This window comes from Caballeronia arvi (assembly GCF_001544695.2).
Classification (GTDB): Bacteria; Pseudomonadota; Gammaproteobacteria; order Burkholderiales; family Burkholderiaceae; genus Caballeronia; species Caballeronia arvi.
The window spans coordinates 1-14809 of sequence record NZ_FCOM02000043.1 but is presented as its reverse complement, the minus strand read 5'-3'; the positions used below and the strand labels follow the sequence as shown (position 1 = coordinate 14809).

Below are 14809 nucleotides of genomic sequence, written 5' to 3'. Positions count from 1 at the left end.
TCCGCTCAGTGCGCGGCCCACTGGATGGTCGAAATGTCGATGCCGTCCTTGTGCATTTCCCAGAGCGGCGACAGATCGCGCAGTTTCGCGATCTTGCTCTTCAGCAGGTTGATCACATAGTCGACGTCCTGCTCGGTGGTGAAGCGGCCGACCGTGAAGCGGATCGAGCTGTGCGCCAGTTCGTCGTTACGGCCGAGCGCGCGCAGCACATACGACGGCTCGAGAGAAGCCGACGTGCACGCCGAACCCGACGACACCGCGACATCCTTCACCGCCATGATCAGCGACTCGCCTTCGACGAAATTGAAGCTGATATTGAGGTTGTGCGGCACACGGCGTTCCATGTCGCCATTGACGTACACCTCTTCGATGTCCTGCAAGCCCTTCAGCAAGCGATCGCGCAGCATGCGGATGCGCTCGTTTTCGGTGGCCATTTCTTCACGCGCAATGCGGAACGCCTCGCCCATGCCGACGATCTGATGCGTCGCGAGCGTGCCCGAACGCATGCCGCGCTCGTGACCGCCGCCGTGCATCTGCGCTTCGATACGCACGCGCGGCTTGCGGCGCACGTACAACGCGCCGATACCCTTCGGGCCATACGTCTTGTGCGCCGAGAACGACATCAGGTCGACCTTCAGCTTTTGCAGGTCGATCGTGATCTTGCCGGTGGCCTGCGCCGCATCGACGTGAAAAATGATGCCCTTCTCGCGCGTGATCTCGCCGATCGCCTCGATGTCCTGGATCACACCGATCTCGTTGTTCACGCTCATCACGGAGACGAGGATCGTGTCCGGGCGGATCGCCGCCTTGAACTTTTCCAGATCGATGAGGCCGTCGTCCTTCACGTCGAGATACGTGACTTCGTAGCCTTCGCGCTCCAGCTCACGCGTGGTGTCGAGCACGGCCTTGTGCTCGGTCTTCACCGTGATGATGTGCTTGCCCTTGCTCTTGTAGAAGTGCGCCGCGCCCTTGATGGCGAGGTTGTCCGATTCCGTCGCACCCGAGGTCCAGATGATCTCGCGCGGATCGCAGTTGACCAGCGCCGCGACGTTCTCGCGCGCTTCCTCGACTGCACGCTCCGCATCCCAGCCGTACTGGTGGCTGCGCGAAGCCGGATTGCCGAACTGCTCGCGAAGATACGGGATCATCTTGTCCACCACGCGCGGATCGACGGGGGTCGTCGCGCTGTAGTCCATGTAAATGGGCAGGTGGGGAATATCGTTGTTCATCAGTCGCTCCGGGGAAATCAGTCAAAGCTCTTGGCTGGGACGCTCGTTGTTCTCCGCGCACGGCACGTGCCGGCACGGCTTATGTGTCATCCGGCCAGGTTGAAAATGGAATTCGGTCCCTTGGGCACCACGCGCGCGGTTTCGACGCCGGCCGACTCGGTGCGGCGGTCGCGCAGCACCGCCGACGAACCTTCGCGTGCGCGCTGCTGATCGACCAGATCTTTCAACGACACGGAGTCGAGATACTCGACCATCTTCTGGTTGAGCGTCGCCCAGAGCTCGTGCGTCATGCAATGGCCGTCGTGCTGCTTGGTGCCTTCGCACGTGCCCTTGCCGCCGCATTGCGTGGCGTCGATCGGCTCGTCGACCGCGATGATGATATCGGCCACCGTGACGTTCTCCGCGCGGCGCGCGAGGTTGTAGCCGCCGCCCGGTCCGCGGACCGATTCGACGATCTCATGCCGCCGCAGCTTGCCGAAGAGCTGTTCGAGGTAGGAAAGCGAGATGCGCTGGCGCTGACTGATGCCGGCCAGCGTCACCGGGCCCTGCTCCTGGCGCAACGCCAGGTCGATCATCGCCGTGACGGCGAAACGGCCTTTCGTGGTGAGTCTCATAATTGGGGGCTACCGCTAATACTCGATGATTTTCGTCAAGTATAAATATCCCACAGTTTTAGTCAAGTATCCGGGCGCGATAAGTAGCTTTTTAATTGAGTTTTTTCATGCCCGCAGGGACGGGACGCGGACAACTCTCATCAGCCATCGCTCAGGCGGTCAGCTGCGCTCGCAGGGCCTTCAGCAAGCCTTCGCAGGCGTCCTCGCACTGATCGAGCACCTTTTCGAAGCCCTCATCGCCGCCGAAATAGGGATCGACGACGACGCGGCCATCGTCGCGCGTGGCGAATTCCATCAGTAGACGAATCTTGTCGCGATGCTCCGGCGGGCAGACCGCCGTCAGCGCGGTGGCGTTCGCGTCATCCATCACGATGAACAGATCGAAACGCGCGAAATCGTCGGCGGCGACCTGCCGTCCACGAAGGCTCGACAAATCGTAACCGCGCTTTTTCGCCGCCTTCTGGGCGCGTTCGTCGGGCGGCTCGCCGATGTGCCAGTCGCCCGTTCCGGCGGAATCGATCACGATGCGATCGGCGAGCTTCGCGCGCGTGACGAGTTCGCGCATCACCGCTTCCGCGCTCGGCGAGCGGCAGATGTTGCCAAGACAAATGAAGCAGACTGCGATCGATTTCATCAGGCAGGGGAATTGTCGTTATGCGCGGCGGCAGGATGAGCGTCCAAAGCCGCCGCGATGCGTCCGGATTATACAAACTGACACACATTCCCGCCCGAAACGCCCTTCACTCGCCGCGGTGGATGTCGTGGGTTACGAAACGCGATTCGCCGTTGGGCATGTCGAGCCAGTCGCGATGCGCGAGCGTGCGGCGAATGTCGGTCAGGCCGCTTTCCCAGTGCTCGCGCATCGTCGAGAAGCCGAACTGGTAATCCTTGTAGTGGCCCTCGTATTCCTTGTGGCGATAGATCAGGTGAATGATGTTGTAACGCTTCGAGCACGCGAGATCGGCCGCGAGCCGGCACCATTCGTCGCTCTTGCGAACGTCTTCGGGCACGAGGTCGAGCACGTGCTGCAAGACGTTCCGGTAGCGTTGCGCGCGCTGCATCTGGTCCGTGACGAGGCGCGTGCGGCTCGAAAACTGGACGTCCTTCACCCGCCCCATCACGTCGACGATACTGTCCGGCACCGGCCCGCGCGCGCTCCACAGATCGACCTGGAAGGCGAGCGTGTCGCGGCGTGGCGTCGCCTGCGCGATCTCGTAGAGCGGCGTATTCGACATAAGGCCGCCGTCCCAATAGAACTGACCGTCGATCTCGACCGCGGCGAAACCCGGCGGCAGCGCGCCCGACGCCATGAAATGCTCGGCGCGCAAGGTCATATGCATGTTGTCGAAATAGGCGAAATTGCCCGTCGCGACATTCACGGCGCCGACCGACACGCGTGTCTCGCCGGAATTGATGCGATCGAAGTCACAGAGACGCTCGAGTGTCGCCTTGAGCGGCGTCGTATCGTAATAGCTCGCGGTTTGGGGTGAGCTCGACGAAATCGGCGAAGGCGGCGGAAAACGCGGGACAAAAAAACCCTTCTGCCCTTCGACGAGCGCGCCGACTGCCTGCATCGCGGTGAACGCCTTGCGGATGTCATCGGCGGAATCGAACAGCGCGCGCTCGATGAACGCCGGCAGCGGAAAGCCAAACGCGGGCTGGCAGATCGTCTCCCAGAATTCCAGCAGACGCGTCACGCGATGCTCCGGCGCATTGCCCGCAATGATCGCCGTGTTGAGTGCGCCGATCGAGATGCCGGCGATCCAGTTCGGATGGATGCCCGCCTCGTGCAGCCCTTGATAAACGCCCGCCTGATAGGCGCCGAGCGCGCCGCCGCCCTGGAGCATCAGCGCGATCGTCTCGTAGGGCGGCAAGTGGATGCGACCTTGCGCCCGTTCGCTTTGCAGCGCTTCAATATTGTCGTTTTCAGCCATGCGTCCTCGCTCTCTTTACTGCATGAACCAGCCGTGACTCACGACGAACGATTGCCCCGTCAGCGCGGCAGTCTCGAACGCGGACAGGAAAAGCACGGTCTGCGCGACATCGTCTACGGTCGTGAAGACGCCGTCCACCGTGCCGCCCAGCATCACGCGCTTGACGACTTCCTCCTCGCTGATCTTCAGTTCTTTCGCCTGCTCGGGAATCTGCTTGTCGACGAGCGGCGTGCGCACGAATCCCGGACAGACGACGTGCGAACGCACGTTGTGTTTCGCGCCCTCTTTCGCGAGCACGCGGGCGAGGCCGAGAAGGCCATGCTTCGCGGTCACATAGGCCGATTTGAGCGGCGATGCCTCGTGCGAGTGCACCGAGCCCATGTAGATCACGACGCCGCCGCGATCGTCCTTGTACATGTGCTTGAGCGCGGCTTTCGTGGTGAGGAACGCGCCGTCGACATGGATGGCCATCATCTTCTTCCAGTCGGCGTAGGCGTAGTTTTCGATGGGATTGACGATCTGGATGCCCGCGTTCGACACGAGGATATCCACCGAGCCGAGCTCCGCGGCGACGCGATCGATGCCCTGATTCACCGCGTCTTCGTTGGTCACGTCCATCGCGATGCCGATGGCCTTGCCACCCTTGCCGCGAATTTCCTCGGCAACCGCGTTCGCGCCCGCCTGATTCAGGTCGGCGATGGCGACCGCGGCGCCGGCATCCGCGAGCGTCAACGCGATCGCGCGGCCGATGCCGCTCGCCGCGCCCGTGACGACCGCGGTCTTGCCGTCGAGCTTACCGTTTGATGACATGCGAACCTCCTCTATCTGGTGGGACATCGGGTGAATGACAACATTCATCGGCACGGCCATCAAGCTGGCCGTTCGGCATAGGACACGTCTCGCCGGGCATCGGAAGGCCTAGGCCATTCGGCCGACTGTTCACGATTGCCCGGGAGCGGCTATTGTGCATTAGACACGGTGCGCCGCAGCAGAGGTTGGCGCCGTGAAATCGCATCGCATGGCGTCGGCTAGAATAGACACCCTTCCCTGCACGCTTTATTTCCAGCTTTTCATGCCCTGCGCGGGCCTCTCCTCATGCTCAGTTATCGTCACGCCTTTCATGCGGGCAATCACGCCGATGTGCTGAAACACGCGGTCGTCATTCAGATGCTTCGCCATCTCGGCCTGAAGGACAAATCGTATTGGTATATCGACACGCACGCCGGCGCCGGCGTCTACTCGCTCACAGAGGGTTTCGCGACCAAGAACGCGGAGTTCGAGACGGGCATCGGCAGGCTATGGGAACGAGACGACCTGCCGCCGCTGCTCGCGGATTATGTCGATGAAGTGAAGGCGTTGAACCCCGATGGCGGCCTGCGTTTCTATCCCGGCTCACCGTATCTCGCCTGGCGCACGATGCGCGAGCAGGATCGCATGCGCCTCTTCGAGCTGCACAGCACGGAGATCGACGTGCTGCGCCACAATTTTCGCGACGCCGGCCGCCGCGCGATGATCTACGACGGCGACGGTTTCGACGGCATCAAGGCGATCCTTCCGCCGCCGCCACGCCGGGCGCTCGTGCTGATCGACCCGTCGTATGAGGACAAGCGTGACTATGCACGCACGCTCACGTGTGTCGAGGAAAGCCTCAAGCGTTTCGCGACGGGAACCTATGCGGTGTGGTATCCGATCGTCACGCGCATGGAGTCTCAGCGCTTTGCGGATCAAATGAAAGCCATCCAGCCGGGCAATTGGCTGCACGCGTCCCTGACCGTGAAGAACCCGCCGACGGACGGCTTCGGCCTGTTCGGCAGCGGAATGTTCGTCTTCAATCCGCCGTATACGCTGCAGAAGGCGCTGAAAGCATCGCTGCCGTATCTCGTCGATGCGCTCGGCGAAGACGGCAACGCGTCATTCAGACTTGAGCATCAGGGATAAGGCGCGCGCGGGACTCGCGGGCGCCCCGGGGCTCCGGGCTGTACGGGCACGACGTTCTGCCCGCCGGGATACTCGACATAAGGCGATACCACGATGGGCGGCTCTCCCTGTTGCGGCAGCCCGGGCAGCGTAGCCATCGGCACCATGCCGGGACCGCCGAGCGGTCCGCTCTGGAGGACGGTTCCGCTCACGCCACTGTGAATGCCGGTTTGCGTATCGAGCACGAGCGGCTCACCGCCCGGCTTGGCCAGCGCCGGTTGCGAGCCGGACAAAGCCAGCGCGAGCGCGATGGAAACACGTGCCGTTCGTGCAACGGAGGCGCGGCAGCGGGTATTCGTCGAGTCGTTGATGTGGCCTGACATCTTGTGATCTTTTATGTAGACGAAACCGCTTTACCTTACCCCGATGGCAAGCTTTAGGCTAGGCGTTTTGGCTCAGAACGAGCGATGCAATCCGTCCTTTCACAGGAGATACGATGAAATCAACAAGAATCGCGCTTGCCATCATCACGGCCCTCTGTAGCGCAAGCGCGATCGCGCAGACCGCTGCGCCGGCCAGCGACGCGATGCCCGGCATGAACATGGAACAGCACGCGCCGAAGCCGACGGACGTCTCGTCCACTGCGGCATTCCAGGCCGCCGATCAGAAGATGATGTCGGGCATGTCCGGCATCGAATACACGGGCGACGCCGACCGGGATTTCGTCGCGCACATGATTCCGCATCATCAGGGCGCGGTGGAAATGGCGAAGGTCGAGCTGAAGTATGGCAAGGACGCGAAGCTGCGCAAGCTTGCGAAGGACGTCATCGCCGCGCAGAACAAGGAAATCGCATTCATGAAGCAATGGCTGGAGCAGCATCCGCCCAAGCACTGACAAGCAAACTCGCGTTGTAGCAGAAAAGCAAAAGCCCCGCATTGCGGGGCTTTTCAACTTTTACGTCCGGCGCGCTCGGCGCCTGGAACGAAACGCTTACGCGTTGTAACCGTTGGTTTCGAGCGAACGGATGCGCTGTTCGAGCTGGACGATGTCCGTCGATTGCGCAAGGTACGCTTCGCGGCGGCGCTGCTCGGCGACTTCAAACCAGATGCTCAGTTTTTCGATGATGAATGCAAACATGATGTGCTCCAAGGTCTTTAAAAGATCCCTGGCGGTTCGGGTCAGGGATTACCCGTTAGGGAATACCCGGATTATAGAGTAGAAGATTCGCGGTGTGGTAGTGAAATGCTTGAATAGTGTGCATTCGTTTTCGGAATGGTGCAGGCAGAGTATTTGCTTCAAGTCGCTGTTTTTTCGGACTATTAGCCGCTTTGAGCGCCGGATTGCGTCTGCTGATGCACCAGTTTAGGGCATCACTGAGCGAGCTTATCCAAAATAGGACAATCCGGCCGAGCATCGCCGTGGCAGTGCTTCGCCAGATGCGACAGCGTGTCGCGCATTTCCGTCAACTCGGCAATGCGGCGGTCCAGTTCCGCGACATGCTCCAGCGCAATCGACTTGACCTCGGCGCTCGCCCGCGACCGATCCTGCCAAAGCGCCAGCAACTTACGGATATCCTCGACGAGAAAGCCGAGCCGGCGCGCCTGCCGCACGAAGCGCAGCGCGTGCACTTCCTGATCGCCATAAACGCGGTATCCCGCCGAAGTCCGACCGACCGGATTGAGCAATCCAACGCTCTCGTAGTAGCGAATCATCTTCGCCGTGACGCCCGAAGCGCGAGCCGCTTCACCGATGTTCATGTCCTGCTCCGAAAAAATGTCATTTCGACTCTACACCTTCCCATGATGGCAAGGTATACGATGTCGTTGATCGAAATCTTCATGAGGAAATTGCAATGACGGAATTCGAAGTTCAAGGCATGAGTTGCCAGCACTGCGTCGCGGCTGTGACGCGCGCGATTCAGGAAATCGATGCGCAGGCGCAGGTTCGCGTCGATCTGGAGCGAGGCAGGGTCGCCGTCGAGTCGACGCAACCTAACGATGCGCTGAAGGAAGCCATCGACGAGGCGGGTTATACGGTCGTCGGCGTCGCGTCGGCATGAGGCCGGGAGACCGTTTTACCGTCGCACTCATCGGCGCGTCGGGACTTCTGGGACGCGCCATCGCTGGCGAACTGGCGAGCGCGCCCAGCGCGAAGGACTGGCGCATTGTGCACACGGCCCGCAGCCGCGCCGACGCCCGGAGCGTCAAGCTCGATTTGCTGGACTATGAAGCGGTGCGCACCTTTCTTCGCGAGTTCGCACCCGATGCGATCGTCGTCACGGCGGCGGAGCGGCGTCCGGATATGTGCGAGAACGATCCGGCGCGCGCGCGCGCGTTGAACGTCGATGCATTAAGCGTGATCTCGGCCGAAGCGCGTTCGCTCGGCGCGTGGGTGCTGTCGATTTCGACCGACTACGTGTTCGACGGCGCCGCCCCACCCTATTTCCCCGACGACACGACCGCGCCGCTCAACGCGTACGGCCGAAGCAAGCTGGACGGCGAGCGCGCGCTGCTCGCAAGCGACCCGGCATCCTGCGTGTTGCGCCTGCCGTTGCTTTACGGGCCGTTTGCCGACTGGAACGAATCGGCGGTGACGAGTCTCACGCCCGCGATCGTCGAGTCCGCCGATCCGGCGAACCCGCCCGCGTCGATGGACGCCTGGGCGACGCGCTATCCGACTTTCACGCCCGATGTTGCCGTGGTGATCCGCGGCATGCTCGAACAACACGCGAAAGGCGCGACGATTTCGGGCATCACCCAATGGTCCGGCGACGAGCCGATGACGAAATTCGATATCGCCGAACGCATCGCGCGCGTGCTGAAGGTGGACGCGAAGCTCGTCGCGCAGCGCACGCCGACGGACGCGACGCCGCGCCCGCGCGACTGTCATCTCGATTCCGGCCGGCTGGAAGCGCTCGGCATCGGCCGGCGCACGCCGTTCGACATCGCCATCGCGGGGTTGCTCGCGAACTATCCGAACATGCCGGATCAGTGAAAATCGCGGCTCGACGCGGCAAGTCGGCCAAGCAGTGCGCTATGGTCTTCGAGCCGCTGCGCTACCAGATGCCGCACCTCGCCTTCCATTTGCCAGACGCCGTGCACGCCGAGCAGCGACGCCCCTAGCAGCACCTTGCGCTGCTTCTCGACGAGTCCGGGCCAGACGATCACATTGATCGCACCGGTTTCGTCTTCGATCGAGACGAAGATCGTGCCGTTCGCCGTGCCCGGCCGTTGCCGCACCGTCACAATGCCGCATGCCCGCACGAAGCGTCCGTTCTTGTGGTGAGCGAGTTCCTCGGCGGTCTTGAAGCGCATGCGCGCCAGCTTTGCACGCAGCAGCGCGAGCGGATGACGATTGAGCGTGAGCCCGAGACTCGCGTAGTCATCGACGATTTCGCGGCCTTCCGATGCTTCCGGCAGCAGAAGCGGCGCTTCGCTCATCGGCGCATCGCGCAGCAATTCCGGCGCGCGCTGCTGCGCCGTGACCGCCCACCACGCCTGACGCCGATGTCCCGCAATGCTCGCGAGCGCATTGCCCGCCGCAAGCGCTTCGAGATCGCGGCGCGACAAGGCAGCGCGGCGCGTGAGATCGTCGACATCGGTGAATGGCGCTTGCGCGCGCGCGGCCATGATCCGCTCGGCGGCGGCTTGCTGCAGACCCTTGATGAGACTCAGGCCGATGCGCACACCCGGCCCGCTCGCACCGTATCGACGTCCGTCCAGCACGACGCGCTTTTTGAGTCTGCGCGCCGCGCGCCGCACGGTCTTCCGGAACACGTGATCCGGCAGCGGCACGCCATAGAACTGTTGACGCCGACGCTCCTTGCCGTCATCGAACGCGATGCGCTCGCCGTTGCCCGCGCGCGCTTCCAGCACCGATTCCCAGTCGCTCAGGGAAACATCGGGCGCGAACACCGCCACACCATGACGCCGCGCGTCCTGCACGAGTTGCGACGGCGAATAGAAACCGAGCGGCTGGCTGTTCAAGAGGCCGGCCAGAAATGCCGCCGGTTCGTAACGCTTGATCCACGCGCTGAAATAGACGAGCAGCGCGAAGCTCGCCGAATGACTCTCCGGAAAGCCGTATTCGCCGAATCCCTCGATCTGCTTGCACACGCGCGCGGCGAAATCGTGCTCGTAACCGCGAGCGAGCATCTTCTTCATCAGATCGGCCTGATACGCCTCCAGATAGCTGCCGCGACGCCAGGCGGCCATCGCGCGGCGCAACTGATCGGCCTGTTCCGCCGTGTAGCCCGCCGCGACCATCGCAAGCTTCATCACCTGCTCCTGAAAGATCGGCACGCCGAGCGTGCGGCCAAGCACCGGCCGCAATTCCTCTTTCGGATAGTCCTCGTCTTCCAGGCCCTGCTTGCGACGCAGATACGGATGCACCATGCCGCCCTGAATCGGGCCGGGCCGCACGATCGCCACTTCGATCACGAGGTCGTAATACTTTTGCGGCCGCAAGCGCGGCAGCATGCTCTGCTGCGCGCGCGATTCGATCTGAAACACGCCGATGGTGTCCGCGCGACAGCACATCTCATAGACCGCTGCATCCTCGCGGCGAATGTGCTGGATGCTGAAGCCCGGCACGCCGCGCCGCAGCGCGACGAATTCGAGCGCGCGCCGGATCGCCGAGAGCATGCCGAGCGCGAGTACATCCACTTTCAGAAGCTTCAGCTGATCGATATCGTCCTTGTCCCACTGGATCACGCAGCGGTCTTTCATCGCGGCGTTTTCGATCGGCACGAGTCTCGACAAGCGCTCCCGCGCGATGACGAAACCGCCGACGTGCTGCGACAGATGCCGCGGAAAGCCGCGCAACTCGCGCGTCAGGCGGATGAGATGCTTCGTGACGTGCGAATCGTCGCTGAAGCCCGCTTCCCTGAGATAGCCCGCCACCGCCGACGGCCCGTCCCACCACTGCTGCGACTTGCCGATACGCTCGATCAGCGACGCATCCAGTCCGAGCGCGCGGCCGACATCCTTCAGCGCGCTGCGCGTGTGATACGTGATGACCGACGCCGCCAGCGACGCGCGATGCCGTCCGTACTTCCGATAGATGTACTGGATGACTTCCTCGCGCCGCTGATGCTCGAAATCGACGTCGATATCGGGTGGCTCGTTACGCGCCTGGGAAATGAAGCGTTCGATCAGCAAGTCCATACGAACCGGATCGAGCTCGGTGATGAAAAGGCAATAGCAGATGATCGAATTCGCCGCCGAGCCGCGGCCCTGACACAAAATCCCTTGACTGCGCGCAAACGCGACGATGTCGTAGACCGTCAGAAAGTACTTCTCGTATTCCAGATGCGCGACGAGCGCCAGTTCCTTTTCGATGAGACCGATGGTCTCGGCGTCCATGCCGTTCGGCCAGCGCTTGAGCGCGCCCGCGATCACCTGTTTGCGCAAGTAGCTCGCGGGCGTTTCGCCGGGCGGCACCAGTTCCTCGGGATATTCGTACTTGAGCTCGCCGAGTTTGAAGGTGCAACGGGCGGCCACTCTCAGCGTTTCCCTGATCGCCTCTTTCGGATACAGCGCGCCGATGCGCAACCGCGTGCGCAGATGCCGCTCCGCGTTCGCTTCGAGCGCATAGCCACATTCGGCGAGCGGCCGATTCAGGCGAATCGCGGTCAGCGTGTCCTGCAAAGGCTTGCGCGAGCGCGCGTGCATCAGCGCGCCGCTTGCCGCGACGAGCGGCAATCCGCTCGCTTCGGCGATCACGCGCGATGAGGCGAGACGTTCGTCGTCGCTGCCGTCCTGCCATAGCTCCAGCGCGAGCCACGCGCGGCCCGCGGCGAAACCGGCCAGCCAGTGCGCGCGATCGAGCGTGTCGGCGAGCGTTGCGGAGCGCTGCGGCACGAGGATCAGCAGGCAATCGGGCAAATGCTTCAGATGCGCGATATCGCCACGCAGGTCCGCGGTATCCGATGAAGCGGCGGGATCGGTGAAATCTTCCGGACCGATTCTGTACGTGCCTTTGGGCGAACGCGAGCGCGCGAGCGAAATCAGCTCCGACAAATTGCCGTAGCCCGCACGATTCATCGCAAGCGCGACGAGCGTGCAGAACGGCTCGCCGTTGGCATCGGTGAGATGCAATTCGCTGCCGACGATCAGCTTCAGGTTCTGCTTCTTCGGCGGCGGCTCGCCGGCCTTCCGCGCTTCTTCGGCCGCGGCTTGCGCCTTCGCTTCGATATCCTTGATCGCGGCATGCGCGCGCACGACACCCGCGAGCGAGCACTCGTCCGTGATCGCGAGCGCGGTATAGCCGTGCTCGAGCGCGGCCGCGGCCAGTTCCTGCGCATGCGACGCACCGCGCAGAAACGAGAAGTTGCTCAGGCAATGCAGCTCGGCGTAGCCGGGCAACAGCGCCGACGCCGACATCGAGCCGGGAAACGTATTGTCATCATCCAGTCCGATGATGTCGCTCAGATCATCCATCGCGCATCACCCGAAAAAACCGTGCAGGAACCAGTAACCGCTGAGACGTTCGCGATAGAGCCAGAACATGCGGCCGCGATCGTCGGCGGCGACGTAGTAATCGCGCTGCACACCGTTGCCGTCCCACCATCCCGCCTCGATGCGCTCGGTGCGGCTGATCAGCTTCAACGGACGACGATAGAACGGCCGCTCGTTGCGCAGCATGAGCTTTTGCGGCGTTTCGAGTATCCACGCCGGACGCGGTTGCTGAGGCACCGCGAGATCCGGCAGTTCGAGCGGTTCGCCGGGTTCGGCTTGCGCTTCTTCCGGTTCCGGCTCGCGTTCGGCTTGTGTTTTAACTGTTGTCGGCGTTTTTTTCCCGCCCTTTTTCCCGCGCTTGGGCTTCGTTTCACGCGCAGGCTTGCAGGCTTCGACCGTCATCGCTGCCTCGGGCCTGTGATCGTCCCGCGCGACCAGTTGCACGACATTCTCCGCACCGAGTCGCGCGCTCAGGCGTTCGAGCAGTTGCGCCATCGAGTCGCTGTCGGAACCGGGCAACGGAAACAGGGTGTCGGGCGGCGGCGCATGCTCGCTGACCTTGTCGGCGAGAAGCTTCATTTCGATCACGGGAGCAGCGAGCGTCGTCTGATTCAGCTTCTCGCGCAGTAACCAGAGAATGTGTTCGGCTTCGCGCGTCGGCACGGCCCACGCGACTTTGAATGTCGACGTTTTCGGCGCGTGACGAGCAGCCAGTTCGTGCTCGAGCAGCAGCGAAAATTCGCTGACCGCCGCATGATGCGCGGCGAGCCAGCCGGCGAGTTGCAGCACGAGCCGACGAGCGGCGAACAGCAGCGCGTCGGCGCTTTCCACGCGCGCCTGCAATTCGAGCCGCGCTTCGAACGACGCCGGCGCGCAGAACGCCTCGCGCGGATCGGGCGCCTGCCCGTACGCTTGCGCAAGCCATTGCAGGACGCCTTGCCCGAACCGTCGCGCGACGCCCTTGCGCGGCAAACGACGCAAATCGGCAAGCGTCGCGCAACCGATCTGCTCGAACACGTTGCCGTGCGAGTGCGCCGACGGGACGAGCGATACGGGCAGCGCATCGAGCGCGTGTAAGAGCGTCGTCTCTTTCACGATACGCACGCGACGCGCAACACGGCGCGTGCGTGCGTGCGCCAGCAACCACGAGCCCCATGCCGTCGGCGCGCAGCCCATGCGCGAGGTGAAACCGCATCCTTTCACCGTCGATGTCACCCTGGACAGCAACGCGCGCAGTCCCCCGAAAAGCCGCATGCTCGCGCCGACTTCGAGCAGCACGGTATTCGCATGAGCAAGCACGACCTTGGGCGTGAACGCGAGCAGCGCCAGCGCAACGGCTTCGAGTGCGTTCTGCTCTGCGCGAATGTCGACGGCCAGCAGCGTCAACTGCGGTGCCAGCGCGAACGCATGCGCGCGCGTGCTGCCGGGCCGCACGCCAAGTCGAAACGCGACGAGATCGGGCATCAGGATGCGAGCGTGATCGGCAAGCGCGAAGCATGGCTGATCAATGTCGTCATTCGCCGTCGAGTTCGCTCCAGGCGATGTCGAGCTCGCCTGCGCTGAGGGCATCGAAGGCGGCCTGACGGCTTCGAGCGATAAAAGCGGCAATGTCACCGCTATCCACAACATGTTTGACCTCTCGTGCTTTCCTGCCGACGTGCGCGCGGCGAATGTGTTCGGGCAGCGCGGGCAACTGCAGTGGCAAGTTCAACCGCAGCGGCTTTTCCAGCAAAGGACCACGCCGCTTGATGATGTCGATTTCGAGCATGACGGCCTGCATCCATTCGCGGCGGTTCATTGTCTGCGCGTCAGCGGGAAGTATTGGCTTGCAGACCATGCGCAATGGCGCGGCGGATGATTGCTTCGCCGCTTTGAGCGGGCGAAAGAGAAACGCCAGCGACTGCGCTTCCTGAGCCGCGACTTGCAGCCTTCGCAGGGATTCGGGACGCACTTGCGGCAGCCAGATCAACACGGCGCCGATCCCGTCCTGTTTCAATGATTGTTCCGCAGCCCAGAGCACCTGATCCTCGGGCGCCTTGACCCAGACCAGTTTTTCCACCGCGATGTTCATCGCCCGAAGCCCAGCCAGATTGGGCTTCCACGGTGGTGCGATGAAGATGACCGAGCGGCCTTTGCTCGCCGTCAGTTCCCGAAGCGTGCGAGCGAATAGTCTGATTTCGCCTACGCCGCTCTCCTCGATCAGCAGTTCGGTGACTGAGCCGGGCATCCAGCCTGCGCCGGGCAAGGCGAGATCAAGCATCCGATAGCCGCTCGAGATGATGTTCGAGTCAGGATCATTGATCGGACTGCCCTGCCAAACCTGACGCTGCAGATGCGATGTCAGCCCGATATCGAGCAGTGAAAGTGCTGCACCCATGAGTTTCCCCGTCCAGCGCGAATGCAAGGGCCTGTCATGGCTTGAGCATGCGGTGGCCTATGACTTTTACTGTATATTTATACAGTATTTTCGCAGGTTGTGTTGGCCGGAGACGCGTGGGGGAAAGGATGAAATGGTGATGGAAGGAGCGCGTTGGGCGCTCGAGCAAATCGCACGCCCAACGCAAAAACCCCACCTTTGTGGGGTGGGGTTTTTGTTTTGCTGCATGAGGAGCCTGACGATTACCTACTTTCACACGGGAATCCGCACTATCATCGG

At 62.6% G+C, this 14809-nt stretch carries 16 protein-coding genes; 4 read left to right on the top strand and 12 right to left on the bottom strand.

Annotated elements, in window-relative coordinates:
- Positions 1 to 5: 5 nt before the first annotated feature.
- From AWB74_RS31740 to AWB74_RS31720, 5 genes are all read right to left on the bottom strand, one after another.
- Complete coding sequence (locus tag AWB74_RS31740) at positions 6 to 1229, bottom strand: IscS subfamily cysteine desulfurase (RefSeq protein WP_061125501.1); 1224 nt, start codon at positions 1227 to 1229, stop codon at positions 6 to 8.
- Between the two features lie 86 nt (positions 1230 to 1315).
- A complete protein-coding gene (iscR, locus tag AWB74_RS31735) occupies positions 1316 to 1843 on the bottom strand; it encodes a Fe-S cluster assembly transcriptional regulator IscR (protein ID WP_061150582.1) in 528 nt (175 codons plus the stop codon).
- 151 nt (positions 1844 to 1994) lie between these two features.
- Positions 1995 to 2477: a low molecular weight protein-tyrosine-phosphatase gene (locus AWB74_RS31730; RefSeq protein WP_061150581.1), complete on the bottom strand. Its 483-nt coding sequence runs from the start codon at positions 2475 to 2477 to the stop codon at positions 1995 to 1997.
- Between the two features lie 106 nt (positions 2478 to 2583).
- Positions 2584 to 3777 (bottom strand): DUF3734 domain-containing protein, encoded by a 1194-nt coding sequence (locus AWB74_RS31725; protein ID WP_061150580.1) that lies wholly within the window; start codon positions 3775 to 3777, stop codon positions 2584 to 2586.
- A 15-nt stretch (positions 3778 to 3792) separates the two neighbouring features.
- Positions 3793 to 4587, bottom strand: a complete 795-nt coding sequence (locus AWB74_RS31720) for a 3-hydroxybutyrate dehydrogenase (RefSeq protein WP_061150579.1) — start codon at positions 4585 to 4587, stop codon at positions 3793 to 3795.
- Between the two features lie 285 nt (positions 4588 to 4872).
- On the opposite strand from AWB74_RS31720, the gene AWB74_RS31715 reads away from it, so the two are divergent.
- Positions 4873 to 5715 (top strand): 23S rRNA (adenine(2030)-N(6))-methyltransferase RlmJ, encoded by an 843-nt coding sequence (locus AWB74_RS31715; RefSeq protein ID WP_061150578.1) that lies wholly within the window; start codon positions 4873 to 4875, stop codon positions 5713 to 5715.
- Here the strand turns inward: AWB74_RS31715 and AWB74_RS31710 are convergent.
- Positions 5706 to 6077: a hypothetical protein gene (locus AWB74_RS31710; protein ID WP_061150577.1), complete on the bottom strand. Its 372-nt coding sequence runs from the start codon at positions 6075 to 6077 to the stop codon at positions 5706 to 5708. The two genes, AWB74_RS31715 and AWB74_RS31710, sit on opposite strands and share 10 nt — an antisense overlap.
- Positions 6078 to 6190: 113 nt before the next feature.
- On the opposite strand from AWB74_RS31710, the gene copM reads away from it, so the two are divergent.
- On the top strand, positions 6191 to 6589 hold the full coding sequence (gene copM / locus AWB74_RS31705; protein WP_061150576.1) for a CopM family metallochaperone: 399 nt from the start codon (positions 6191 to 6193) through the stop codon (positions 6587 to 6589).
- Between the two features lie 96 nt (positions 6590 to 6685).
- Here copM and AWB74_RS31700 read toward each other — a convergent pair whose 3' ends face one another.
- On the bottom strand, positions 6686 to 6832 hold the full coding sequence (locus AWB74_RS31700; RefSeq protein WP_087039318.1) for a DUF3563 family protein: 147 nt from the start codon (positions 6830 to 6832) through the stop codon (positions 6686 to 6688).
- A gap of 233 nt (positions 6833 to 7065) precedes the next feature.
- Positions 7066 to 7452 (bottom strand): Cu(I)-responsive transcriptional regulator, encoded by a 387-nt coding sequence (gene cueR, locus AWB74_RS31695; RefSeq protein ID WP_061150575.1) that lies wholly within the window; start codon positions 7450 to 7452, stop codon positions 7066 to 7068.
- Positions 7453 to 7547: 95 nt separating this feature from the next.
- Between cueR and AWB74_RS31690 the strand changes: the two genes are divergently transcribed.
- Together AWB74_RS31690 and AWB74_RS31685 are read left to right on the top strand one after the other, a co-directional pair.
- Positions 7548 to 7754 (top strand): heavy-metal-associated domain-containing protein, encoded by a 207-nt coding sequence (locus AWB74_RS31690; protein WP_061150574.1) that lies wholly within the window; start codon positions 7548 to 7550, stop codon positions 7752 to 7754.
- Positions 7751 to 8689 carry a dTDP-4-dehydrorhamnose reductase family protein gene (locus tag AWB74_RS31685; protein ID WP_061150573.1) on the top strand — a complete coding sequence of 313 codons (939 nt, stop codon included), beginning with the start codon at positions 7751 to 7753 and terminating at the stop codon, positions 8687 to 8689. The genes AWB74_RS31690 and AWB74_RS31685 overlap by 4 nt, the downstream gene beginning before the upstream one ends.
- On the opposite strand, the gene AWB74_RS31680 is transcribed toward AWB74_RS31685, so the two are convergent.
- The 4 genes from AWB74_RS31680 to AWB74_RS47475 form a co-directional block, all read right to left on the bottom strand.
- Positions 8683 to 12135 (bottom strand): error-prone DNA polymerase, encoded by a 3453-nt coding sequence (locus AWB74_RS31680; protein WP_407642492.1) that lies wholly within the window; start codon positions 12133 to 12135, stop codon positions 8683 to 8685. The genes AWB74_RS31685 and AWB74_RS31680 overlap by 7 nt on opposite strands.
- Positions 12136 to 12141: 6 nt before the next feature.
- Complete coding sequence (locus tag AWB74_RS31675; protein ID WP_200822060.1) at positions 12142 to 13782, bottom strand: Y-family DNA polymerase; 1641 nt, start codon at positions 13780 to 13782, stop codon at positions 12142 to 12144.
- Positions 13667 to 14530 carry a translesion DNA synthesis-associated protein ImuA gene (gene imuA / locus AWB74_RS31670; RefSeq protein WP_061150571.1) on the bottom strand — a complete coding sequence of 288 codons (864 nt, stop codon included), beginning with the start codon at positions 14528 to 14530 and terminating at the stop codon, positions 13667 to 13669. The genes AWB74_RS31675 and imuA overlap by 116 nt, the downstream gene beginning before the upstream one ends.
- A gap of 34 nt (positions 14531 to 14564) precedes the next feature.
- Positions 14565 to 14809: hypothetical protein (locus AWB74_RS47475; protein WP_235024757.1), on the bottom strand; the 245-nt coding region annotated here is incomplete at its 5' end.